The sequence below is a fragment of the Nocardioides sp. NPDC004968 genome (genome assembly GCF_040608935.1).
GTDB lineage: Bacteria > Actinomycetota > Actinomycetes > Propionibacteriales > Nocardioidaceae > Nocardioides.
In genome coordinates this window covers 170984-193427 of record NZ_JBEXJF010000007.1, presented here as the reverse complement: position 1 = coordinate 193427, position 22444 = coordinate 170984, and the positions used below count along the sequence as shown (strand labels likewise).

Here is a 22444-nt window from a genome sequence, read left to right as displayed (position 1 = left end):
CGGTGACCATGGCGTCGCCCAGCACGGGGTCTCGGCGTTCCCGCCCGCGATCACGGGCGCGATGGTGCGTACGTTCCTGGGCGGTCGGGCCGGAGGGCAGGACGACCACGTAACGCCGCGGCTCGACACCGGAGGACTCGGAGGTGAGCCCGGCGGCGGCGACGGCGTCGTGGACGACCTTCCGCTCGAAGGGCGACATCGGCTTGAGCGAGACCGGGGCACCGGACTCCTTGACCGTTGCGACGGTCTCCTCGGCGAGCGCCATGAGCGTCGAGCGACGGTCGGCACGGTAGCCACCGACGTCGAGCATCAGGCGGGACCGCTCGCCGGTCTCGCGGTAGACCGCGAGCCGGGTCAGCTCCTGGAGCGCGTCCAGGACCTCTCCGTGACGGCCGACCAGCTGCTGCAGGTCGCCACCGACGATCGAGACGGCGGCACGGTCACCCTCGACGTCCATGTCGAGGTCTCCATCGAGGTCGGCGATGTCGAGGAGCTCCTCGAGGTAGTCGGCCGCGATGTCACCTTCCTGCTCGAGCTGCTTGAGGCGCGTCTCTTCGCTGACCTCCTCCACAGGCTCAGTCACGGTCTCGCTCACATCCTGAGTCGTCACTTGGTTCCCCCGTCCTTCTGGGTCGTGGAGCGACCGGCGGTCGTGCCGGCCTTCTTCCGCTGGCTCCTGGTCTGGGCCTTGGGCTGGGTGCGCTGCGCGGGACGCTTCTCGGCCGCGGCCTCGTTGGCCTCGGCGATGTCGATCTCCGCGTCGGGCAGACCCTTCTTACGGCGCTTCTCCCGCTCGCGCTCCTGCTTGGCGTCGAACGCCGGCGTCCCCGGTGCGGGGTTGTTGCGGATCACGTAGAACTGCTGGCCCATCGTCCACAGGTTGGAGGAGGTCCAGTAGAGGATCGTTCCGACCGGGAAGGCGATACCACCGACGGCGAACACGACGGGCAGCACGTAGAGGAGCAGCTTCTGCTGCTGGGCGTACTGACCGGTCATGGCGTCGGCCGGCATGTTCTTCGACATCAGCTGACGCTGGGTCAGGAAGGTGGTCGCGATCATCGCGACGACCAGGAACCCGGTGAGGAAGTACGTGCTCATGTGGTCGGCCGTCGTGAACTGGTCCGAGAGCAGCGAGCCGAGCCAGGTCGACGTCGCGAACTCGTGCGCGGCCTCGTCGCTCAGGAAGCCCTTGCCGACACCGTCCGAGGCGTGCTCGAGCATGCGGAACAGCACGAAGAAGATCGGCATCTGCAGCAGCAGCGGCAGGCAGGACGCGAACGGGTTGGTGCCCGAGTCCTTGTAGAGCTTCATGGTCTCGTTGGCGAGCTTCTCGCGGTCGTGACCGTACTTCTTCTGCAGCTCCTTGACCTTCGGCTGCAGCAGCTGCATGTTGCGGCTGGAGTTGATCTGCTTCACGAACAGCGGGATCAGCAGCGCGCGGATGGTCACGGTCAGGCCGACGATGGCCAGGGCCCACTGCCAACCTTCAGACGGAATGACGTACGAGAACGCCTTCTGCCATACGAGCAGGATGCCCGAGATGGCGTAATACAGCGGTGTTGCGATCCATCCGAACAGATCGCCTATGGCTCCCACGGAATCAGGCTCCTCGGTTTGGGGAGTCCGCACTTACACGGACCAGGTCTTCAGGGTCTCTTGAAAATTTCGTCGGGGTCGGTACGGGATCGAAGCCCCGGGTCTTGGCCCACGGGACGCAGCGGGCCAGACGGCGCGCCGTCAGCCAGCTCCCGCGCCAGGGGCCGTGCGTCTTGACGGCCTCGAGCCCGTACGCCGAGCACGACGGGTAGTAGCGACACACATCGCCGTAGAGCGGACTGATCAGAGTCCGCCACACGTGAAGCAGTCCGATCAGGACGGCCGCGACCAGGTGGTTGAGCTTGTCGACACCGCCACGTACGACGCGGACCGCAGTACTCATCGGAGCACTCGCTCCAGGCAGCGCCGCAGATCGGCGCCCAGTGCGTCGTAGTCCGCGTCGGCTGCAGCAGGAAGCGCACGGACCACAAGCACAGCAGAGCCCGGGAGTCCGCTCAGGGACTCCCGGGCCTGGTGACGCAGTCTGCGCTTCACGCGATTCCGGACGACGGCCGGACCGACGGCCTTGCTCACCACGAAGCCCACCTGCGGCTCGCTCTCCCGGTCGGCAGCTGGGCCGGTGCCAGGGACGAGCAGATGGACCACCAGGCTCTTCGAGCCCGCGCGCTTGCCTCGTCGTACTGCTTCTTTGAAGCCCGACGAATCGACCAGTCGGTGGCGACGTGGCAACACGCGCGTGGTGGCTGAGGCCGCGGCCTCAGACGGTCAGGCTCTTGCGACCCTTGCCGCGGCGCGCAGCGAGGATCGCGCGGCCGGCACGGGTGCGCATGCGCAGGCGGAAACCGTGCGTCTTGTGACGGCGGCGGTTGTTCGGCTGGTAAGTACGCTTGCTCACGGGTGCTTCCTTAGTGTGTGGTGTGGTGGCCGGTCGCTCTTCCGGCTGTCCTGCTTGTTAGGACCAAGAATCACGCACCCGTGGAACGGGCGACCTAGTAACGGTACGTGGACGGCGAAACCACGGTCAAACTCGCGCCCTATCACACACCTGTGATTCGCCCTCCCCCTGTGGAGGACGGGTTGCCCAGGACCCTCGCCAGCCGGTAGTTTCGTCCTCTACCGAGGTTTCCCTGCACATCGTCAGGAGCATCGGCCGCATTCGGGGGGATGCCACGCAGGGAACTAGTTTTCCCGCCTGACCTGCCGAAACGGTCGGATTCTCGAGGACGGCGAAGTGTCTCGGTTGGTCTCCGATGCCTACATTCGGGGATGCTCCACAGCTTGTGGAAAAGTCTGTGGAGGATGTAGACCGAACCGCTGCATCAATCCAGGCTGCATCAATAAAGACCACCCACCCGAGCCATCAGGGAAGGCAGGAACCTGTGGAGCAATCCGGCCTCGCGCCAGAACCACAGCCAGATCTCCAGTCCGCATGGACGAAGGTGGTCGCCGAGCTTCCGCCGAACCAGCGAGCCTGGCTCCGGGACAGTGAGCCCCTCACTCTGCACGGGTCGACCGCGATCGTCGAGGTCCCCAACGACTTCACCCGCAACCAGATCGAGGGCCGCCTGCGTGGCTCCCTCGAGAGGTCGCTGGGCGAGATCTTCCATCGCGAGATCCGCATCGCGGTCACCGTGAACCCCGATCTCGACGTCACGCCGGATCCCGACACTCAGGCGATCATGATCTCCGAGCGGGAGATCGCCGCCGCGGACGCTGCCGCCGCCGCTGCCCTGCAGCAGCAGTCGCCGTTCTCGAACAGCGCAGCCCCGAACCAGTCGGCGTTCCCGCACCAGTCGGTCTACCCGCCCAACTCGCCCGGTCTGATCCCCGGCGCCCCGCCGGCGAGCGCGCCGCACGACGAGCAGGGCGCGCCCGCTGCGTACTCGGCGCCGCAGGCTCCCGTCGCGCCGCCGACCGCGCAGCAGCCAGCTCCGCCCTCGGCGCATGGAGACGTACGTCCCGGGTATGGCGACATGTCGACAAATCCCCCGGCGCCTTCGGTGGCTCCCGTCGAGGAGCCGGTTCCGCCCCGGCCTCTCGTCCCTGGTCCGCCCACGCGGCCGAGCGAGCCGAGCCACAACGTCCTCGAGACCCGCCTGAACCCGAAGTACACCTTCGAGACGTTCGTCATCGGGTCCTCCAACCGGTTCCCGCACGCGGCCGCGGTCGCGGTCAGCGAGGCGCCGGGCAAGGCCTACAACCCGCTGCTCGTCTACGGGGAGTCGGGTCTGGGCAAGACCCACCTGCTGCACGCGATCGGCCACTACGTGCGGAGCCTCTACTCCGGGGCGAAGGTGCGCTACGTCAGCTCGGAGGAGTTCACCAACGAGTTCATCAACGCGATCCGCGACGACCGGCAGGACCGGTTCAAACGGCGCTACCGCGATGTCGACGTCCTGCTGATCGACGACATCCAGTTCTTGGAGGGGAAGACCCAGACGCAGGAGGAGTTCTTCCACACCTTCAACACGCTCCACAACGCCAACAAGCAGATCGTCCTCACCTCCGACCGGCCGCCCAAGCGGCTCGAGGCGCTCGAGGACCGGCTGCGCAACCGGTTCGAGTGGGGTCTGATCACCGACGTCCAGCCGCCCGACATCGAGACCCGCATCGCGATCCTTCGGAAGAAGGCCGCCATGGAGCGGCTCACCGCGCCGCCGGACGTGCTCGAGTTCATCGCGAGCAAGATCCAGACCAACATCCGTGAGCTCGAGGGTGCGCTGATCCGGGTGACGGCCTTCGCCAACCTCAATCGGCAGGACGTCGACCTGACGCTGGCCGAGATCGTGCTCAAGGATCTGATCCCCGAGGGCGGCGAGCCCGAGATCACCGCCGGCTTGATCATCGCCCAGACCGCGGCCTACTTCGGGCTGTCGATCGACGAGCTCACCGGACCCTCCCGTGGGCGTCACCTCGTCATGGCCCGCCAGATCGCCATGTATCTGTGTCGGGAGCTCACCGAGGACTCCCTGCCCAAGATCGGCAAGCACTTCGGCGGCCGCGACCACACCACCGTGATGTACGCCGAGCGCAAGATCAACCAGCTGCTCGCCGAGCGCCGGGCCGTCTTCAACCAGGTCTCCGAGCTCACCAACCGCGTCAAGATGCAGGCGCGCCAGGCCTAGCCGAACCAGCCGTCGTACGCGGCCGCCGCCCCTCCTGGGCCGGCGGCCGTTTCGCGTTTTTGGGCTGTATCGCGTTTTGAGATGGCTAAAACCCACAGGCCGAGATTTCCCAAGGTTGTCCACAGCCCACAGGCTGGGTGGAACCTGTGGAGAACCGGCCGTTCAAATGGGATGGAAAAGGGGATGGCCTGTGCACAAAACACTCGAACGGGCCGACAACTCTCCACAGCCCACAGTGACGTGCGTCATTTCAGCATGGCGTCCACATCCCCTGTGGAATCACATTTCCGGGCATGACCAGGGAAGACGCTGCTCATCCACATTTCCCACAGATGCTCTTACGACGTACGAAACTATTTAGATCCATGGATCCTCCGTGAAATTCCACGAACGCCCTTCCCTGGGGACAACCCACTCGGCGAGCGGAGTCCACAAGGACGCCTGTGCAGACCCGACACTGCTGAGCGCTTACCGGTTGTCGGCGGTCCGTGGCAGGATGCGTACTCCAGGTCATGTCAACGCGGGGGCGTTCCGGAACCGGTGTCGTCTTCCCCATGGTTCAAGCACAGCCCGGACCGCATGTCCTCAACCGCCCCGATGTCGAGTTAGAAGAAGGACAGGTCATCGTGAAGTTCCGCGTCGACCGCGACGTGTTCGCGGATGCCGTCGCCTGGGCTGCCCGCAGCCTTCCGGTCCGCCCCAGCACCCCGGTGCTCTCAGGTCTCCTGATCGAGGCGGGTCACGAGGGCCTGGTGCTCTCGACATTCGACTACGAGACCTCCGCCCGGGCGACGCTCTCGGCCGAGGTCGCCGACGAGGGCAAGGCACTGGTCTCCGGCAAGCTGCTCGCAGACATCTGCCGCAGCCTTCCAGCCAAGCCGGTCGAGATGGTCACCGATGGTGCCCGCGTCTCGCTCACCTGCGGGAGTGCGCGGTTCAGCCTCCAGACCATGCCGGTCGAGGACTACCCGACCCTGCCGGAGATGCCGACCGCGGCCGGCACGGTGAAGTCGGAGCTGTTCGCCCACGCCGTGGCCCAGGCCGTGACCGCCGCCGGTCGCGACGACATGCTCCCGGTGCTGACCGGCGTGCGGCTCGAGATCGAAGGCTCCACGATCTCGCTGCTCGCCACCGACCGCTTCCGGCTCTCCCACCGCGAGCTCGAGTGGAACCCGGCGACTCCCGACGAGAGCCTGGCCGCGCTGGTGCCGGCGAAGGTCCTCGGTGACACCGCCAAGTCGCTGACCAGCGGCAGCGAGGTCACCCTCGCGCTGTCCACCACCGGCACCGGCGAGGGCATCATCGGCTTCGAGGGCGCGGCCGCGGGTGGCGTACGTCGCACCACGACGCGCCTGCTCGACGGTGAGTTCCCGAAGGTGCGCAGCCTCTTCCCGGCCGAGCACCTCACCACCGCGCTGGTCGACAAGGCCTCCCTGGTCGAGTCGGTCAAGCGCGTGGCCCTGGTCGCCGAGCGCAACACCGCGGTCCAGATGGTTTTCGAGGACGGCGTGCTCACCCTCGACGCCGGCTCCGGCGACGAGGCCCAGGCGTCCGAGTCGATCGAGGCGACCATGGAGGGCGAGGGGCTGACCACCGGATTCAACCCGCAGTTCCTCCTCGACGGGCTGCAGGCCATCGACGAGCAGGTCGTCGAGCTCGCCTTCACGCAGGCTCCGAAGCCCGTGGTGATCAGCGGCAAGCCGGCCGAGGGTGGCGAGGAGCCGGGGTTCCGCTACCTGCTGATGCCGCGGCGCCTGCTTTCCTGAACTCTGCCTCGTAGGGTGGTCTCGACAAGCTCGACCACCGCTCGTCAGCTCGACCACGGATTTCGCCTGATAGGAACTTGCATGCACATCGGACTCGTCGGCCTCGGCAAGATGGGTGGCAACATGCGCACCCGGCTGCGGGAGGCTGGTCACACCGTCGTCGGATACGACCGCAACCCCGATCTCGCCGACGTGGCGAGCCTGGCGGAGCTGGTCGAGGCGCTGCCCAGTCCCAAGGTGGTCTGGGTGATGGTGCCGGCGGGCGACCCGACGCACTCCACGATCGCCGAGCTCAAGGAGCTCCTCGGCGAGGGCGACCTGGTGGTCGACGGCGGCAACTCGAAGTACACCGATGACGCCAAGAACGCCGCGAGCCTGGCCGAGAAGGGCATCGGGTTCGTCGACTGCGGTGTCTCCGGCGGCGTCTGGGGTCTGCAGAACGGCTACGCGCTGATGTACGGCGGCTCCGACGAGGACGCCGCCAAGGTGATGCCCGCCTTCGAGGCGCTCAAGCCGACCGGCACCGAGGACGGTCTGGTCCACTGCGGCGTCACGCCTGGTGCCGGCCACTTCTCGAAGATGGTCCACAACGGCATCGAGTACGCGATGATGCAGGCCTACGCCGAGGGCTGGGAGCTTCTCGACAAGGTCGACATCGTCGACAACGTCCCCGAGATCTTCGCCTCGTGGCGCACGGGCACAGTCGTACGCTCCTGGCTTCTCGATCTTCTCGTCGACCAGCTGCGCGCCGACGAGCACCTCGACAAGATCAAGGGCTACGCCGACGACTCCGGCGAGGGTCGCTGGACCGTCGAGGCAGCGATCGAGAACGCCGTCCCGATGCCGGCGATCTCGGCCTCGCTGTTCGCGCGGTTCGTCTCGCGCCAGGAGGACGACCACGCCATGAAGGCGATCGCCGCGATGCGCAACGGGTTCGGTGGGCACGCGGTGATCTCGGAGTCGGAGGCCTGAGTCCTCGGCTCGGGGTGGTGGTCTCGACAAGCTCGACCACCGGCTCGACCACCGTTAGATCGGGGGGATTGCTCCGGTCATGGTGAGGATCAGGCGTACGGCGCCGTAGGCGACGAAGAGGGCGAAGAAGCCGAGGATGATCGGGCTTCGCACCAGCTTGTCGAGGTCAGCAGGACGTCTCCGGCTCAGCCGGGCGCGCACTGAGACGACGGCCAGGACGATGATCGCCACGATGAGCACCGGTCCGAACCAGTTGCTCGCCAGCGACGAACCGATGTCGCCGTGCATCAGGTAGACCCACGACCGGGTCAGACCGCAGCCGGGGCAGGGAAGGCCGGTCAGAGCACGGAACGGGCAGAGCACCGGGCCGTCCTCGATGCCGCCGGCCGGCAGGAGCGCCGCGATGACGATCCCGCCGACGCCGATGGCGGCGGTGACCTCCGTGGAGCTCACCGCCGCGATGCGCTGATGCAGGTCAGGCGAGGGGTTTGCCGTCGGCATCCGGGAACTTTCGCACGATGACGAGGATGAGGTCGATGATCGTCCAGATCCCGAAGCCACCACAGGTGATCAGCTTGAGGATGCCGAGGCCGATCTGTCCGACGTAGAACCGGTCCACGCCGAAGGAACCCAGGAAGATCGAGAGCAGCAGCGTGACAAGCCACTCGCGGCTCGAGAAGACACCCGGGATCTGTTTCACGGGAAACCACTGCTGGTCGGTGCCGAGGCTGGCCGGGGTGTCCGACTTGATCTGCCCGGCGGCAGCCATCTGAGCGAGCTGCTGGACCGGGTAGGGCCCGTGGACCTGGCCCATCACCGACAGATAGAAAGGCCCGGCCGGCTCGCTATAGGCGGGTTGCCCTGGAGGCGGGCCGTACGGGTTGGGAGACTGGGTCATGCAGGCACCTTAACGAGAGAGGAAACTCGATGTACGTCTCACACCTCTCTCTCCACGACTTCCGCTCCTATCCGAGCGTCGAGGTCCCGCTCGAGGCGGGCGTGACCGCCTTCGTCGGGCGAAACGGCCAGGGCAAGACCAACCTTGTCGAGGCGATCGACTACCTCTCCCGCCTGCAGTCCCACCGCGTCGCCACCGATGCGCCGCTGGTCCGGGCCGGCGCCGAGCAGGCGGTCGTGCGCGCCGCCGTCGTACGCGACGGTCGCACCGCGACGCTCGAGGTCGAGATCAACGCCGGTCGCGCCAACAAGGCCAGGATCAACAAGAGCCCGCTCCCCCGCACCCGCGACCTGGTCGGCGTGGTCCGCACCGTCGTCTTCTCCCCCGAGGACCTGACCCTCGTCAAGGGCGACCCCTCCGACCGGCGGCGCTTCCTCGACGACCTGATGATCCTGCGCGCACCCCGTCTGGCAGGCGTACGCAGCGACTACGACCGCGTCCTCAAGCAGCGCAACTCGCTGCTGAAGACCGCCGGCCTGGCGCGTGGCTCCGCTCGCGAGGGTGCGCTCGCCACATTGGCCGTCTGGGACGACCACCTCGCCGCCATCGGTGCCGAGATCCTGGCCCAGCGGCTCGCCCTGGTCGAAGCGCTGAGGCCGTACGTCGGCAAGTCGTATGAGACGGTCGCCCGCGGCGCGAGCCGCGACGACGCCGAGATCACCTATAAGTCGGTGGTCGAGGTGGTCGAGCCTGTCGAGACCACTCCCATCGTGGAGACCCTCCGCCAGGCCATCCTGTCCGAGCTGGCCCGACGCCAGAAGGACGAGCTCGACCGCGGGATCAGCCTGGTCGGCCCCCACCGTGACGATCTGTTGCTGCACCTCGGCCACGGTGCCGGCGCCGAGCGCCTCCCGGTCAAGGGCTACGCGAGCCATGGCGAGTCCTGGTCCTTCGCGCTGGCGCTCCGGTTGGCGGCGTACGACCTGCTGCGGGCCGACGGCGACGACCCGATCCTGATCCTCGACGACGTCTTCGCCGAGCTCGACAGCCAGCGCCGGGTCCAGCTGGCCGAGCTGGTCGCCGACGCCGAGCAGGTTCTCGTCACCGCGGCGGTCCCCGAGGACGTACCTGCTGCTCTCGCCGGTGCGCGCTACCACGTCAAGGCAGGCGAGGTGACCCGCGATGAGTGACGAGCCGGTGGTCGAGCCTGTCGAGACCACCCCGGAAGAAGAGGAACCGGAGAAGCGCGCCGACGGCCTCGACCTGGCCCGCTCCCTGACTCGGGCAACAGCGAAGATGCCCGCGCCCAAGGCAGGGATGCGCAAGAAGCGGCGTGCGCCCGACAACGCCACCCGACGCGGGACCGTCTCCGGCGCGCGGCCAGACGACCGCGACCCCCAGATGATCGAATCGGTGGTGAGCCGGATGGTCAACGACCACGGCTGGGACACCTCGCTGCGCGTCCACGGCGTGATGGCCCGCTGGCCCGACATCGTCGGTGAGGAGATCGCTGACCACACGACCCCGGAGTCGTACGCCGACGGCAAGCTCTCCGTACGCACCGACTCCACCGCCTGGGCCACCCAGCTCAAGCTGCTGGCGCCGACCCTGGTGAAGCGTCTCAACGAGGAGCTGGGTCACGGCACCGTCCTCCTCATCGAGGTGCTCGGACCGCATCTGCCCTCGTGGAAGAAGGGTCCCCGGGGCCTACGCGACGGCCGCGGGCCGCGCGACACCTACGGCTGAGCTCCCAGTCGGGAGCAGAGCGTGAACACGTGTTCGAGCCTCAGTGCGTGAGCCGCGATCTGCCGCTCTAGGCGCCCCGAGGACGTATAGGGACTCACCGAGCCCCCTGCTGAGGGCGCAGAGACACCGTCAGGAGACGTACAGACGCTCATTTCGATGACAGTTCCCCCTCAGGAACGGCGGCATGCGTGGAATCCGGGGTTCTACGGGGTAATATGGGGATTGGGTCGATCGTCCTAGGTTTTAACCTCCCGGCGCTGGTCGGCCCGTTGCATGCCCGACCGACACCATGTCCGAATCCGGACCGAAATGACAGGTGGATCGCACCGGTGACCGCTGCCGACCAGACGACTCCTATGCCGGACGACAAGACCACAGACGGAGTCGAATACGACGCGTCTGCCATCCAGGTCCTCGAAGGGCTCGAAGCGGTCCGCAAACGACCGGGTATGTACATCGGCTCGACCGGAGCCCGCGGCCTGCACCACCTGATCTGGGAGATCGTGGACAACGCGGTCGACGAGGCGCTCGCCGGCTACTGCGACACCATCAAAGTGACGCTCCGTGACGACGGCTGGGTGAGCGTCTCCGACAACGGCCGAGGCATCCCGACCGACACCGCCGCCGGCCAGGAGATCCCCGCTGCGACCCTGGCGCTGACCGTGCTGCACGCCGGCGGCAAGTTCGGCGGCGGCGGCTACAAGGTCTCCGGCGGCCTGCACGGCGTCGGCTCCTCCGTGGTGAACGCCCTCTCGACCAAGCTCCACATGGAGATCAAGAACCGGGGCCGCCTGTGGGAGCAGGAGTTCACCAGCGGCGTACCCGACTACGACCTGCGCGAGGTGCGTGAGCTCGAGCAGGGCGAGCGCACCGGCACCACGATCTCCTGGAACGCCTCGAGCGACATCTTCGAGTCGACCGACTACAACCTCGAGACCATCTCGAGCCACTTCCGCGAGACCGCGTTCCTCAACAAGGGGCTGCGGATCGAGCTGCGCGACGAGCGTCCGGAGGCCTCCGCCATCGCCGAGGCCGTCGAGGACGGCACGAGCGAGTCCGACACCGACAGCGCCGACGAGCTGCACAGCTCCGGCAACGGCGAGCGGGTGCTGGAGCAGTCCTTCTACTACGAGCGCGGCTTGGCCGACTACGTCGATCACCTCAACAAGCGCAAGACCCCGGTCTCCAGCATCATCGCCTTCGAGACCGAGACCGACGACAAGGCGCCCAACCCGATGAGCGTCGAGATCGCCATGCAGTGGCAGGCGTCCTCCTACAACGAGTCGGTCCACACCTTCGCCAACACGGTCAACACCCCCGGCGGCGGCACCCACGAAGAGGGCTTCCGCGCCGCGCTCACCACCCTGGTCAACCGCTGGGGCGAGGAGTGGGGTCTGATCAAGAAGAAGGAGGACCGGCTCACCGGTGACGACATCCGCGAGGGTCTCACCGCGATCATCTCGGTGAAGATCAGCGAGCCGCAGTTCGAGGGTCAGACCAAGGACAAGCTCGGCAACACCGAGGTCAAGGGCTTCGTGCAGGGCGCGGTCAACGACCAGCTCGGCGCCTGGCTGGAGCAGAACCCGGCCGAGGGCAAGGAGGTCATCCGCAAGTCGATGGCTGCCGCCTCGGCCCGGATCGCCGCCCGCAAGGCCCGTGACCTGGCCCGCAACCGCAAGGGCATCGGCGGCGGTGGCGGTCTGCCCGGCAAGCTCGCCGACTGCCAGTCGACCAACCCCGAAGAGTGCGAGATCTTCGTCGTCGAGGGTGACTCCGCGGGTGGCTCGGCCAAGTCCGGCCGCGACCCGCGCATCCAGGCGATCCTCCCGATCCGAGGCAAGATCCTCAACGTCGAGAAGGCCCGGATCGACAAGGTGCTGGCCAATCAGGAGGTCCAGTCGATCATCTCCGCGCTGGGCACCGGCGTGCACGACGACTTCGACATCAACCGGCTGCGCTACCACAAGATCGTGATGATGGCCGACGCCGACGTCGACGGCCACCACATCAACACGCTGCTGCTGACGTTGCTGTTCCGGTTCATGAAGCCGCTGATCGAGCAGGGGTACGTCTACCTCGCCCAGCCGCCGCTCTACCGCCTGCGCTGGAACAAGCCGGCCGAGCACGAGTTCGTCTACTCCGACTCCGAGCGCGACGCCCTCATGCGCGACGGTCTCGAGCAGGGCAAGAAGCTGCCCAAGGAGAACGCGATCCAGCGCTACAAGGGTCTGGGCGAGATGAACGCCGACGAGCTGTGGGAGACCACGATGGATCCGTCGCAGCGACTGCTGCTGCAGGTCACCCTCGAGGACGCCGCTCACGCCGATGAGATCTTCTCCATCCTCATGGGTGAGGACGTCGCCGAGCGACGCTCCTTCATCCAGCGCAACGCCAAGGACGTCCGATTCCTCGATATCTGAGTCTCGCCGAGGCCCTAGATACCGATAGACGCATGCAGAAAGTGAAATCGTGACCGAGACTCCTCCGGAAGGCCCCGGGCAGACCGCTGCCGGCGGCCGGATCGAGACCATCGAGCTGCAGTCCTCGATGCAGGCCAGCTACATCGACTACGCCATGGCCGTCATCGTCGGCCGGGCGCTGCCCGACGTCCGCGACGGCCTGAAGCCCGTCCACCGCCGGGTGCTCTACGCGATGTACGACGGGGGCTACCGCCCCGACCGCGGGTTCTCCAAGTGCGCCCGTGTCGTCGGTGAGGTGATGGGTAACTACCACCCCCACGGCGACTCGGCGATCTACGACACCCTGGTCCGGCTCGCGCAGCCGTGGGTGCTGCGCAACCCGCTGATCCACGGCCAGGGCAACTTCGGCTCGCCCGGCAACGACCCGGCCGCGGCCATGCGTTACACCGAGTGCCGGATGGCGCCGCTGGCGCTGGAGATGGTCCGCGACATCACCGAGGACACCGTCGACTTCGGCCCCAACTACGACGGTCGCTCCCAGGAGCCGGCGATCCTGCCGGCGCGGTTCCCGAACCTGCTGGTCAACGGCTCGGCCGGCATCGCGGTCGGGATGGCGACCAACATCCCGCCGCACAACCTGCGTGAGGTCGCCTCCGGCGCCAAGTGGGCGCTCGAGCACCCCGACGCCACTCGTGAGGAGCTCCAGGACGCGCTGCTCGAGCGGATCAAGGGCCCAGACTTCCCCAACGGCGCCCTGATCGCCGGCCGCGAGGGCATCGAGCAGGCCTACCGCACCGGCCGCGGCTCGATCACCCAGCGCGCGGTGATCGAGGTCGACGAGGACGCCAAGGGCCGCACCAACCTGGTGATCACCGAGCTCCCCTACATGGTGAACCCGGACAACCTCGCCCAGAAGATCGCCGACCTCGCCGACACCGGCAAGGTGCAGGGCATCGCGGACGTCAAGGACAACACCTCCTCCCGCACCGGGCAGCAGCTCGTGGTCGTGCTCAAGCGCGACGCGGTCGCCCGCGTCGTACTCAACAACCTGCTCAAGCACACCGAGCTGCAGACCAACTTCTCCGCCAACATGCTGGCGCTGGTCGACGGGGTGCCGCGCACCCTGACCCTCGACCAGTTCATCTCCCACTGGGTCGAGCACCAGATCGACGTCATCCGGAGGCGTACGGCATTCCGGCTGCGTAAGGCCGAGGAGGACGCCCACATCTGGCGCGGCCTGGTCAAGGCGCTCGACCAGCTCGACGCGGTCATCGCGCTGATCCGCTCCTCCCCCGAGGTCGACGACGCTCGCCAGGGCCTGATCCGGCTGCTCGAGATCGACGAGGTCCAGGCCAACGCGATCCTCGACATGCAGCTGCGTCGCCTCGCAGCGCTGGAGCGGCAGAAGATCGTCGATCGTCTGGCCGAGCTCGAGGTCATCATTGCCGACCTCGAGGACATCCTCGCCAACGTGACGCGCCAGCGTCAGATCGTCATGGACGAGCTCGACGAGATCGTCGCGAAGTACGGCGACGACCGCCGCACCCAGATCATCGCGGCCGACGGCGACCTCTCCATGGAGGACCTCATCCCCGATGAGGAGCTGGTCGTCTCGATCACCCGCGGTGGCTACGCCAAGCGCACCCTCGCCGGTGAGTACCGCACCCAGAAGCGCGGTGGAAAGGGCGTACGCGGCGCCACCCTGCGCGGCGACGACGTGGTCGAGCACTTCATCTCGACCACCAACCACCACTGGCTGCTCTTCTTCACCACCGCCGGCCGGGTCTACCGGATCAAGGCCTACAACCTGCCCGAGGCGGCGCGTGACGCCAAGGGCGGTCACGTGGCCGGGCTGCTCTCGTTCCAGCCGGACGAGTCGATCGCCCAGGTGCTCGCGATCCGCGACTACGAGCAGGCGCCCTACCTCGTGCTGGCCACCCGTTCCGGTCTGATCAAGAAGACGCGGCTCGGTGACTACAACTCGCCTCGTCAGGCCGGCGTCATCGCGATCAACTTCCGCGAGGACGACGACGAGCTGATCGGCGCCGAGCTGGTCAACTCCGAGGACGACATCCTGCTGGTCTCCCGCAAGGGTCAGGCGATCCGGTTCCGCGCCGACGACAACCAGCTGCGGCCGATGGGCCGGGCGACCTCGGGTGTCACCGGCATGAAGTTCCGGGAGAGCGACTCGCTGCTGTCGATGTCGGTCATCCGGGCCGAGCACGTCGCCGCCGAGATCGCGGCCGGGCTCTCCGAGGCCAACGAGGACACCGCGGACGTTGCGGCTCCTGTCTCCGGCGCCGAGTCGCCGGACGAGGTCAAGGAGCAGTTCGTCTTCACGATCACCGACGGTGGCTTCGCGAAGCGTACGAAGATCTCCGAATACCGGCTGCAGTCCCGCGGCGGTCTGGGCATCAAGACGATGGCCCTGGCCAACGCCGACCGCGGCGGTCTGGTCGGGGCGTTCATCGTGGTCGACGGCGACGAGATCCTCTCGATCACCGCGACCGGTCAGGTCGTACGCAGCCCGATCAACGCCGACTTCAGGGCAACCGGCCGCTCCACCCAGGGCGTCAAGTTCGTCTCGCCCAAGAAGGGTGACTCGGTCGCCGTCGTCGCGCGTTCCGTCGAGGCCCGCGAGGTCGACGATGACGTCGTCACCGGGACAGAGGTTGCGGATGATGTAACAATCGGGGAAGACGGCGAGCACGGAGCGCCGTCCGAGACCACGACGGAAGATGAATCCTGATGACGGACCGCACCGCCGACCGCACGACTGGGGGAGTCGCGATGACCGAGCGGAACGAGACCGCGCAGCCGGTGACCCAGCGGATCACGGACACGGTCGCCAACGCGGCTAGGCGTACCAGCTCGGCGGTGGCTTCGACCGCCCGCACCTCCGGCCCCGCCGGTGCGGAGCGGGACGCGGTCAGTGGCTCGTCTCGCCGGGCCCGGCTGAGCCTGAGCCGCATCGACCCGTGGTCGGTCATGAAGATGGCCTTCCTGCTCTCGATCGCGCTCAGCGTCGTGGTGATCGTCGCCGTCTTCGTGATCTGGTCGGTGCTCGGTGCCGCCGGTGTGTGGGACTCGATCAACCAGGCGGTCCAGGACGTCGTCGGTGACTCCAGCGCAGGCTGGAACGTGCAGGACTACCTCGGCCTCCCCCGCATCATGGGCTTCACCATGGTCGTCTCGGTCGTCAACATCGTCCTGATGACCGCAGTCGCCACCCTCGCCGCGTTCCTCTACAACATGGCCGCCGCGCTCTTGGGCGGCGTCGAAGTAGAGCTCACCGAGAACTGAGCCCCACTCGAACCCGCAACCTGGGGAGGGTTGTCCGAACACCGTTCGGATGACCCTCCCCAGGTTCATTCGTTCAGGGGGCAGGTTTGGCCGCAGCTCTTCATCGTTCCTCGCCAGCCGTTTCTGGTGAGGATCCGTCCTACGCGGGCTGCTGTCTGACACGGGGTGTCGAACACCTGGTGAAACCGCAGTCGCGCGGTCACCGTCCCGAGCTCGGCGAGATCGTCCAACGAACGGTCGGCGTCACGGGCCTGGTCGCGCCAGGAGTCGTGGCCGAGCGCACCATCGAGCTCGACCACCAGGGCGTACCCCTCGTACTCGAGGTCGCGAAACTGGTTGCCCGAAGCGCCGGTCCGTGGCGCCTGGCGGCGTCCCGGAGGGAGACCGTGCGCCCGCTCGACCTTGGTGAGGTAGCCGTGCTCTAGCACCGAGTGGGTGCCGGTCGCGAGGTCGTCCACCAACCCCTGGATGAGCTTGCGACGACGTAGGGAGTGCGCGCGATCCAGCGCCGCCTGGAGCGTGGCCGCGGTGACATAGGTCCGGCTCGCCACCTCGGCAACCCGCGCGATCGCGTCGATCTCGGACCGGGCCTCGTTCGCCATCGCGAGGGCGTTGTCCTCGACCTTGAGGCGTGGCGGCGTGCCTCCGTACGCCTTGCGCTCGAGGTCGCGCATCCGGTGGACGACGATGCCGGGCTGGGGCATCACCTTGCGAGAGTGGTCGATGGCGACGTGGATCGGTCGACCGTCGTCGCGTCCCCGAGGTGCTTCGAGGCTGTCGCGGCACAGCAAGGCTGGAGCAGCGTAGAGCACCGCCGCCCACGCCCGCTGCTCCCAGGTGAGCGGCCCGGTGTGATTGACGTAGACGCGCGGGTGCACACGGCGGAGCTCGTTGCGGCGTACGGCCCTCTCGATGTCGATCCTGGTCAGACCGCCGGCGGTGAGCTGGGCATAGGTGGCGACGCCGTCCTGCATCCGTCGCTGAGCATCCAGCATCCGCGCCGCATCCTCGCGCGCAACGATCGCCTGCAGGGGTCCTCCGGGTCTCATCGTTTTGGTGCCCTGGGCAGCGGCCGGGTAATGTTTCTCTCGCCTGCTGGTAGGGGCTTCCACCCTCCAGTTGGCGCCTGCGCTTATAGCTCAGACGGTTAGAGCACCACACTGATAATGTGGGGGTCGGAGGTTCAAGTCCTCCTAAGCGCACAGCAGTTTCACCAGGTCAGAGGCTCCTTCGGGGGCCTCTTCCTCGTTTCAGGGCTCGTCGGATGCCCGCGGGGTCCCCTCGAGTACGCCGACCCGTCGGAGGCTCGTTAACTAGACCGCGGCCCCGAGTCGGTACCCGAGACCACGGCACCAACGGCACACTTTCGTGGTGTCGCTCTCCACGTAGGAGGAGTCACCCTGACTGTTCCGTTGGTGCCGAACACGGTAACCAGTCACGCGCCACGAATGCACGCTACTGCGTCCACTCCGCGATATCGGGACGATCCCGGCTCCAGGAAATCGGCCGATTTCGAGGGGGCTTCTTGGTTTTAGAGCCGGCTGGACGCGTCGTGGTCGTGGGTGGGGACGACCCGCATCAGGCGGCGAGCCAGGTGCAGGCGGTGGAGGGTGGCGAAGGCGGCGTCTCGGTCCTCGTCGACGAGGTCTCCGGGGAAGGCCGGCTTCTGCCTGATCAGATCGACCTGGTCGTAGTGCCAGGCGGCGTCGCCGGCGATCAGGACCCAGCCCGACGGGGTTCGGGCGAGGACGCCGATGCTGCCCGGCGTATGGCCGGCGAGCTCGACGAGCAGGACGGAGCTGTCGCCGAACATGTCGTGGGAGGCGGTGAAGGTCGCGACGGGCGGGCCGTCGAGGTCGTACGTCTCCACGGGTCGGCCATCGGTCAGGGCCGGGCGCACGCCGCCGACAGGAGGCTGACCGGGGCCGAGGATCCAGTCGCGCTCGGTGGTCCGCAGGCGTACCGGCAGGCCGGGGAGGTCTAGGAGGCCGCAGACGTGGTCCCAATGTGCATGTGTCGGGAGGGCGAAGTCGGGCTTGACCAGCGCCGTCTGCAGCGAGTCGACGGTGGCGATGGTGTCTGCCGGCGGTGTGACCAGGCGTCGCAGCATGGCCGGGAGCTCGCTCAGGGCGCGTTCGGGGGCGTCGCGGCAGTAGGACGGATCGACGACGAACGTCGCCTCGGGATGAGTGATCACGAAGCAGGTCATCGCGTTGCGTACGCGCCGGCGGAGGCCCGCGCCCTCGATGAGGCCACCGGCGGGCAGCGAACGCGGGACCTGAGGCATCGTGCTGACCGTCACCGTTCGGTCACCCGGGGGCAGGCCGGCGTCGGTGATCGAGGAGAGGAGTCGTTCGTCCGGGCGGCGCGGACGCAGCATGCCACGCCCGAATCCGGTCAGGGCGCCGATCAGCTCTCGAGCTGTCGGCGTGGCAGGGGAAGCAGAGGGGTCGCTCGTCACACGACGAACCTAGCGACCGTGGCACGGCCCGCCATCCGATCGCGGTAGGAACCGCATGCGAATATCACGGTCATGACGAAGATCGACCTTCCGTTCGACCTCGACTCCATCCCGGGACGTACTCGCCGGTGGGTCAGGGGCGGGATGAAGCGCACCGAGAGGTGGGGGCAGCGGCTGGGGGGTCGCGTCGGCCCGCTCATCCCCAACACGCTCGCCACGGGCGGCACCGACGACTGGACGCCGCAGGGGCTGGGCTACGGCCCGGACACCAACATGCTGGCCCAGAGCTATTACTCCCACGACATGGGTTCGGCGCTGGTGCTGGTCGACCTGAAGAGCGGGAAGACCGCCGCCGAGGTGCTGCTCGTGGGTCACAACGGCAAGGCCGGTCCCGGTCACGCAGGCGGAGTCGCGATCGACGGTGACGACGTCTGGGTCTCGAAGGGTGCGGGCGGCGGCACCGGCCGGCTCTACCGCTACTCGCTCTCGGCCATCCGGGATGCGGCGAAGGGCGCCGAGGTCGAGCCGATCGAGGCGCCGGCGAAGGTGGCGGCCGGCTCCTACTGCCGGATCCGTGGGAACCGTATCTATGTGGGCGGCTTCGGAAACCAGACGCTGTTCGCCTACGAGAAGGGCGCGAACGGTGAGTGGGACTTCTCCGAGCCCGTCCTCTCGACCACCACCCCGCCCAAGGTCCAGGGCGTCGTCGTGCGCCGCGACGAGTACGTCTTCTCCTCCTCGTTCGGCCGGCACCGGCCGAGCACGATCTTCATCTGCGAGCAGAAGCCCGAAGGCAGCGTGGGTGCGGTGCGGCGCAAGTTCAGGTTCCCCAACATGGCCGAGGCGATCGTCGAGGTCTCGGGCGAGCTCATCACCACCTACGAGTCCGGCGCCTCCCCCTACAGCCGGCCCTCGGCGTACGGGTTCGGCATCCTGACCGGCCGGATGTGGGCGAGCACCCACATGACCTGCACCCCGATCGCCTCCCTGGGCCTCGCCCCCGATCCCGAGGCCGGTTGATTTCGTACGCTTCATGGCGGGCCGGTACGCTTTCCTGGTCTAACGGGCAGAGATGCTCACCACGACTTGCAGGAGAAGACATGAAGAAGATCGTCCTCGTACTGCTGGCCGCGGCTGGCATCGTCCTCGCCAAGAAGAAGCTCGACCAGTCCAACCCCGAGAAGGGTCACTGGGCCGCGGCGACCGACAAGGTGAACTGACCGACGGACACCCGTCCGGGGCGTTGGCGCAATTGGTAGCGCACCTGCTTTGCAAGCAGGGGGTTAGGGGTTCGAGTCCCCTACGCTCCACCAGGATTCGAGGTTGCTGAGTGAGCATCCGTCTCAGCAGCGAGGTCTACACCGAGACCTCGCCGACTCATCAGGTCAACGAAGACTTCGTGCTCGTCGGCCAGGAATTCGTCATCGTGCTCGACGGTGCGACACCGGTTGCCGGGCTCGAGAACGGATGCATCCATGACGTGCCGTGGCTGGTGCGTCATCTCGGCCTCCATCTGGCCGAGGGACTCATCGCTCCTGGCGACGCCAGCCTCGTGAGCATCCTCGAGGGTGCGATCCGTCGAGTCTGCGAGGCGCATGCCGACACCTGCGATCTCGACGACCCGAACAGTCCGTCCTCGACGGTCGCGCTCCTCCGCCTCCGTGGCGAGCGCGCGGACTATCTGGTCCTGGCGGACTCGTCGGTCGTGTTCCGGATGACCGACGGCAGCATCCTCCCGATCACGGACGACCGGCTCGACCACCTCGACGACTACTCGGTTGCCGGGTTCGGCGCAGTTCGCAACACCGCCGAGGGGTTCTGGGTCGCCAGCACCAAGCCGGAGGCCGCGCGGCAGGCTGTCACCGGCAGCGTCGACCTCGGCTCGCACCCGGTGCATTCCGTCGCTGTGCTGACCGACGGTGCCGCGACGCTCGTCGAGAGGCATGGCCGGACGTGGACGGAGCTCTTCGCCATCCTCGACCTCGGTCCGGAGGCACTGGTGCGGCGTACGCGGGAAGCCGACGAGGCCGCCACGGCCGAGTTTCGGGGCAAGCGGCACGACGATGCGACCGCCGTGCTGTGCCACCTCGTCGACGGCGACATCCCCTGACGCCTGCGTCGGGCTACGAAAGCAGGGCGGCGTACGCCGGTCGCAGCTCGTCGGTGCGGTCCTTGACGTGCTGGACGACGCGGGCGGAGGCCTCCTCGTTCATGGGCGACGGGCCCTTGTCGAGGAGGTCGGCGAGCTCGTCCAGGCAGACATGCCAGCCGACGGCGGTGTCCGTGTTGCCGGTGGGTCCGGCGAGCCAGGTGGTGAAGGTGAGGCGGGTGCCGTCGTCGGTGGGCTCGAGGTCGAAGCGGAGCAGGTCGGTCAGGTCCTCGCGACCGTCCATCCCCCAGGTGAACTCGAAGGTCCGAGGCGGGTCCCAGACCCGCAGCTCCCCTTCCGAGACGTAGTTGCCCGGGTCGACGCCCATCTCCTCGATCGCCTCGGTGGTGCTCGCCAGCTCCAGGCCCTCGGGCCAGAAGGGGAGGCTCAGGCGCGCGCCGACAGTACGCTCACCGACGATGTCGGTCGGGAACCAGTGCCGCAGGCCGTCGGTCTCGGTCAGGGCCCGCCACACCTTCTCGGGTGAGTGGCGGAGCACGCGTACGTAGCGAAGACCCCTCCGCTCGCCGTCGAGGAGCACCTCGCCCATGGGTCCGGTCGTCGTGGTCATCTTTCAGTCCTCCTTGTGGTCAGGGTCGTCGAGCTGGTCCAGGTGACGCTCGAGCGCATCGAGACGATCCGCCCACATCCGGCGGTACGGCGCCAGCCACTCCTCCAGCTCCCGGAGCCGTTCGGGACGCAGCCGGTAGTGGCGGCGCGGTCCGTCGATGCGTACATGAACCAGATCCGCCTCACCCAGCGTCCGCAGGTGCTTGGACACGTTCGGCTGGGCGAGCCCGAGAGTCTCCACCAGCTCACCCACCGCCATCTCGCGCTGACAGAGCAGGTCGAGGATCTGCCGACGGGTCGGGTCGGCGATCACGCTGAATACGTCTCGGGTGGGCACGCCGTCAAATATGCCTCACAAGGAATATGCCTGTCAAGGCATGTTAGAACAGCAGATCGTTGACCGCCAGGCCGACTGTCGCAACGGCGGCGAGGGCCGCGAGCACCCAGAGAACGGTCGACCCCTGTCCGGACAGCAGAGCGCGCCGGGGCGGCTGGGTGAGGGGATCCGGAGGTGAGATCCGGCGTTCCTGCTCGTCGCCCATCCAGTCGATGTCGTCGCGCTCGTCTCCGTCGGGAGCGCCGCCCGGGTAGGCGGAGCCGGGCGTCACGGCCGGCCGCGAAGAAGGGCGGAGCCAAGGCTCCTGGAGACCCTGAGAAGCCGCAAATGCCTTCCGTTCCGTCAGGGCAAGCAGCTGCGCGGTATCGGCGGCGAGCGCCGCGTCCAGGTGAACACGCGCCGGATGTCCCTCGGGAAGGTCTTTGAGGAGCTGGATGTATCGCTCGATCCGGCTGAGGAGACGGGCTCGGCGACTGCCGTTCTTGAATATCCAGGCGAGGCACGCGAGTGCCACCGCGAAGAGTCCCGAGATGACCGCTGCGCCCATGGGTCGGAGCGTAGTGGCCGGGAGTGCATCCCGCTATCCGACTGCGATCGCGATCAGCGCGACCGCGGGCAGGACGGCGGACGCGATGGTGCCCCTGACGCTGCCGCCGCGTGGGAGCCAGTACCCGAGGGCGTCGGCGATCCCCATGAACAACGAGGCGAGCAGCATGTAGATGGAGGTCACGACCACGACGGTGACACCGGTGGACTCGTCCCCGAAGTTCACCATCCAGAGACCGGCGAGCGTGCCGACGCCGGCGAGGGCGTTGCGGGCGCCGATGCAGAACGACCACAGGTGGACGTTGCGGATGCCGTTCGGCTCGATCCCGAGGAACCGCTGGACCTCGGGGCGGTGGATGAAGAATGCCTCGACGGGGAAGACGGCGATGAGGATCAGGGCGGAGATGCCGGCACTGAACTGCGCGACTGCGTTCATGGGACCTGCTCGGGACGGGCCTCGGCGGGTGAGGCTGTGGAGAATCGTGGAAGCAACACGCGTCCGGCGGAGCCCCGTGAACAGACGGCTGCGTCTGGACACCGGAGAGCGATATAGTCAGTCTTACTGACTATATTGACCAGGGTGCCGCACAGTGT

The 22444-nt window shown here is 67.5% G+C and carries 22 protein-coding genes, 2 tRNA genes and 3 pseudogenes; 14 read left to right on the top strand and 13 right to left on the bottom strand.

The window, feature by feature from the left end; translation table 11 throughout:
• Positions 1–52 (top strand): annotated as a pseudogene (locus tag ABZU72_RS10870) (hypothetical protein); the annotation flags it as partial.
• Positions 53–100: 48 nt separating this feature from the next.
• On the opposite strand, the pseudogene ABZU72_RS10865 reads toward ABZU72_RS10870, so the two are convergent.
• The 5 genes and pseudogenes from ABZU72_RS10865 to rpmH all read right to left on the bottom strand — a co-directional run.
• Positions 101–595 (bottom strand): annotated as a pseudogene (locus tag ABZU72_RS10865) (R3H domain-containing nucleic acid-binding protein); the annotation flags it as partial.
• Positions 596–606: 11 nt separating this feature from the next.
• Positions 607–1596, bottom strand: a complete 990-nt coding sequence (gene yidC / locus ABZU72_RS10860; protein WP_355018865.1) for a membrane protein insertase YidC — start codon at positions 1594–1596, stop codon at positions 607–609.
• Between the two features lie 4 nt (positions 1597–1600).
• Positions 1601–1939, bottom strand: coding sequence for a membrane protein insertion efficiency factor YidD (yidD, locus tag ABZU72_RS10855; protein ID WP_355018864.1), 339 nt, complete (start codon positions 1937–1939; stop codon positions 1601–1603).
• The gene (gene rnpA / locus ABZU72_RS10850) at positions 1936–2289 is read right to left on the bottom strand and encodes a ribonuclease P protein component (RefSeq protein WP_350717554.1); all 354 of its coding nucleotides are present in this window, start codon (positions 2287–2289) and stop codon (positions 1936–1938) included. Before rnpA ends, yidD begins: the two co-directional genes overlap by 4 nt.
• Before the next feature lie 25 nt (positions 2290–2314).
• Positions 2315–2452 (bottom strand): 50S ribosomal protein L34, encoded by a 138-nt coding sequence (gene rpmH, locus ABZU72_RS10845; RefSeq protein ID WP_091044043.1) that lies wholly within the window; start codon positions 2450–2452, stop codon positions 2315–2317.
• A gap of 520 nt (positions 2453–2972) precedes the next feature.
• Here rpmH and dnaA point away from each other — a divergent pair.
• From dnaA to gnd, 3 genes and pseudogenes are all read left to right on the top strand, one after another.
• Positions 2973–4682 (top strand): annotated as a pseudogene (gene dnaA, locus ABZU72_RS10840) (chromosomal replication initiator protein DnaA); the annotation flags it as partial.
• A gap of 626 nt (positions 4683–5308) precedes the next feature.
• Positions 5309–6448, top strand: a complete 1140-nt coding sequence (gene dnaN, locus ABZU72_RS10835) for a DNA polymerase III subunit beta (protein ID WP_008355535.1) — start codon at positions 5309–5311, stop codon at positions 6446–6448.
• Positions 6449–6529: 81 nt separating this feature from the next.
• Positions 6530–7420, top strand: coding sequence for a phosphogluconate dehydrogenase (NAD(+)-dependent, decarboxylating) (gene gnd, locus ABZU72_RS10830; protein ID WP_355018863.1), 891 nt, complete (start codon positions 6530–6532; stop codon positions 7418–7420).
• Between the two features lie 54 nt (positions 7421–7474).
• On the opposite strand, the gene ABZU72_RS10825 is transcribed toward gnd, so the two are convergent.
• Positions 7475–7921, bottom strand: coding sequence for a DUF2752 domain-containing protein (locus ABZU72_RS10825; protein ID WP_355018862.1), 447 nt, complete (start codon positions 7919–7921; stop codon positions 7475–7477).
• Positions 7896–8318, bottom strand: a complete 423-nt coding sequence (locus ABZU72_RS10820; RefSeq protein ID WP_355018861.1) for an NINE protein — start codon at positions 8316–8318, stop codon at positions 7896–7898. The genes ABZU72_RS10825 and ABZU72_RS10820 overlap by 26 nt, the downstream gene beginning before the upstream one ends.
• Before the next feature lie 29 nt (positions 8319–8347).
• On the opposite strand from ABZU72_RS10820, the gene recF reads away from it, so the two are divergent.
• From recF to ABZU72_RS10795, 5 genes are all read left to right on the top strand, one after another.
• A complete protein-coding gene (recF, locus tag ABZU72_RS10815) occupies positions 8348–9508 on the top strand; it encodes a DNA replication/repair protein RecF (protein ID WP_355018860.1) in 1161 nt (386 codons plus the stop codon).
• Complete coding sequence (locus ABZU72_RS10810; protein ID WP_355018859.1) at positions 9501–10064, top strand: DciA family protein; 564 nt, start codon at positions 9501–9503, stop codon at positions 10062–10064. The genes recF and ABZU72_RS10810 overlap by 8 nt, the downstream gene beginning before the upstream one ends.
• A gap of 356 nt (positions 10065–10420) precedes the next feature.
• Positions 10421–12484, top strand: coding sequence for a DNA topoisomerase (ATP-hydrolyzing) subunit B (gene gyrB / locus ABZU72_RS10805; RefSeq protein ID WP_355018868.1), 2064 nt, complete (start codon positions 10421–10423; stop codon positions 12482–12484).
• 49 nt (positions 12485–12533) lie between these two features.
• Entirely contained in the window at positions 12534–15233 is a 2700-nt protein-coding gene (gene gyrA / locus ABZU72_RS10800) for a DNA gyrase subunit A (protein WP_355018858.1), read from the top strand.
• A complete protein-coding gene (locus ABZU72_RS10795) occupies positions 15233–15787 on the top strand; it encodes a DUF3566 domain-containing protein (RefSeq protein WP_355018857.1) in 555 nt (184 codons plus the stop codon). Before gyrA ends, ABZU72_RS10795 begins: the two co-directional genes overlap by 1 nt.
• Before the next feature lie 65 nt (positions 15788–15852).
• Here ABZU72_RS10795 and ABZU72_RS10790 read toward each other — a convergent pair whose 3' ends face one another.
• Positions 15853–16782: a type IV toxin-antitoxin system AbiEi family antitoxin domain-containing protein gene (locus ABZU72_RS10790; protein ID WP_355018856.1), complete on the bottom strand. Its 930-nt coding sequence runs from the start codon at positions 16780–16782 to the stop codon at positions 15853–15855.
• A gap of 133 nt (positions 16783–16915) precedes the next feature.
• Here ABZU72_RS10790 and ABZU72_RS10785 point away from each other — a divergent pair.
• A tRNA-Ile gene (locus tag ABZU72_RS10785) sits at positions 16916–16989 on the top strand.
• Between the two features lie 329 nt (positions 16990–17318).
• Here the strand turns inward: ABZU72_RS10785 and ABZU72_RS10780 are convergent.
• Positions 17319–18248, bottom strand: coding sequence for an MBL fold metallo-hydrolase (locus tag ABZU72_RS10780; RefSeq protein ID WP_355018855.1), 930 nt, complete (start codon positions 18246–18248; stop codon positions 17319–17321).
• A gap of 72 nt (positions 18249–18320) precedes the next feature.
• On the opposite strand from ABZU72_RS10780, the gene ABZU72_RS10775 reads away from it, so the two are divergent.
• The 4 genes from ABZU72_RS10775 (at position 18321) to ABZU72_RS10760 (ending at position 20358) form a co-directional block, all read left to right on the top strand.
• Positions 18321–19268 (top strand): hypothetical protein, encoded by a 948-nt coding sequence (locus ABZU72_RS10775; protein ID WP_355018854.1) that lies wholly within the window; start codon positions 18321–18323, stop codon positions 19266–19268.
• 80 nt (positions 19269–19348) lie between these two features.
• Entirely contained in the window at positions 19349–19468 is a 120-nt protein-coding gene (locus tag ABZU72_RS10770) for a DLW-39 family protein (RefSeq protein WP_008355567.1), read from the top strand.
• A 17-nt stretch (positions 19469–19485) separates the two neighbouring features.
• Positions 19486–19561 (top strand) — tRNA-Ala (locus ABZU72_RS10765).
• Between the two features lie 17 nt (positions 19562–19578).
• Positions 19579–20358: a protein phosphatase 2C domain-containing protein gene (locus ABZU72_RS10760; RefSeq protein ID WP_355018853.1), complete on the top strand. Its 780-nt coding sequence runs from the start codon at positions 19579–19581 to the stop codon at positions 20356–20358.
• 13 nt (positions 20359–20371) lie between these two features.
• Here the strand turns inward: ABZU72_RS10760 and ABZU72_RS10755 are convergent, their stop codons facing one another.
• Genes ABZU72_RS10755 through ABZU72_RS10740 form a run of 4 tightly spaced genes read right to left on the bottom strand, consistent with a single transcriptional unit; the run spans position 20372 to position 22286 of the window.
• Positions 20372–20968 (bottom strand): SRPBCC domain-containing protein, encoded by a 597-nt coding sequence (locus ABZU72_RS10755; protein ID WP_355018852.1) that lies wholly within the window; start codon positions 20966–20968, stop codon positions 20372–20374.
• Between the two features lie 3 nt (positions 20969–20971).
• Positions 20972–21304: a metalloregulator ArsR/SmtB family transcription factor gene (locus ABZU72_RS10750; protein ID WP_355018851.1), complete on the bottom strand. Its 333-nt coding sequence runs from the start codon at positions 21302–21304 to the stop codon at positions 20972–20974.
• A 43-nt stretch (positions 21305–21347) separates the two neighbouring features.
• Positions 21348–21851, bottom strand: coding sequence for a hypothetical protein (locus ABZU72_RS10745; protein ID WP_355018850.1), 504 nt, complete (start codon positions 21849–21851; stop codon positions 21348–21350).
• A 33-nt stretch (positions 21852–21884) separates the two neighbouring features.
• Positions 21885–22286 (bottom strand): DUF1304 family protein, encoded by a 402-nt coding sequence (locus ABZU72_RS10740; RefSeq protein WP_355018849.1) that lies wholly within the window; start codon positions 22284–22286, stop codon positions 21885–21887.
• Positions 22287–22444 lie beyond the last annotated feature (158 nt).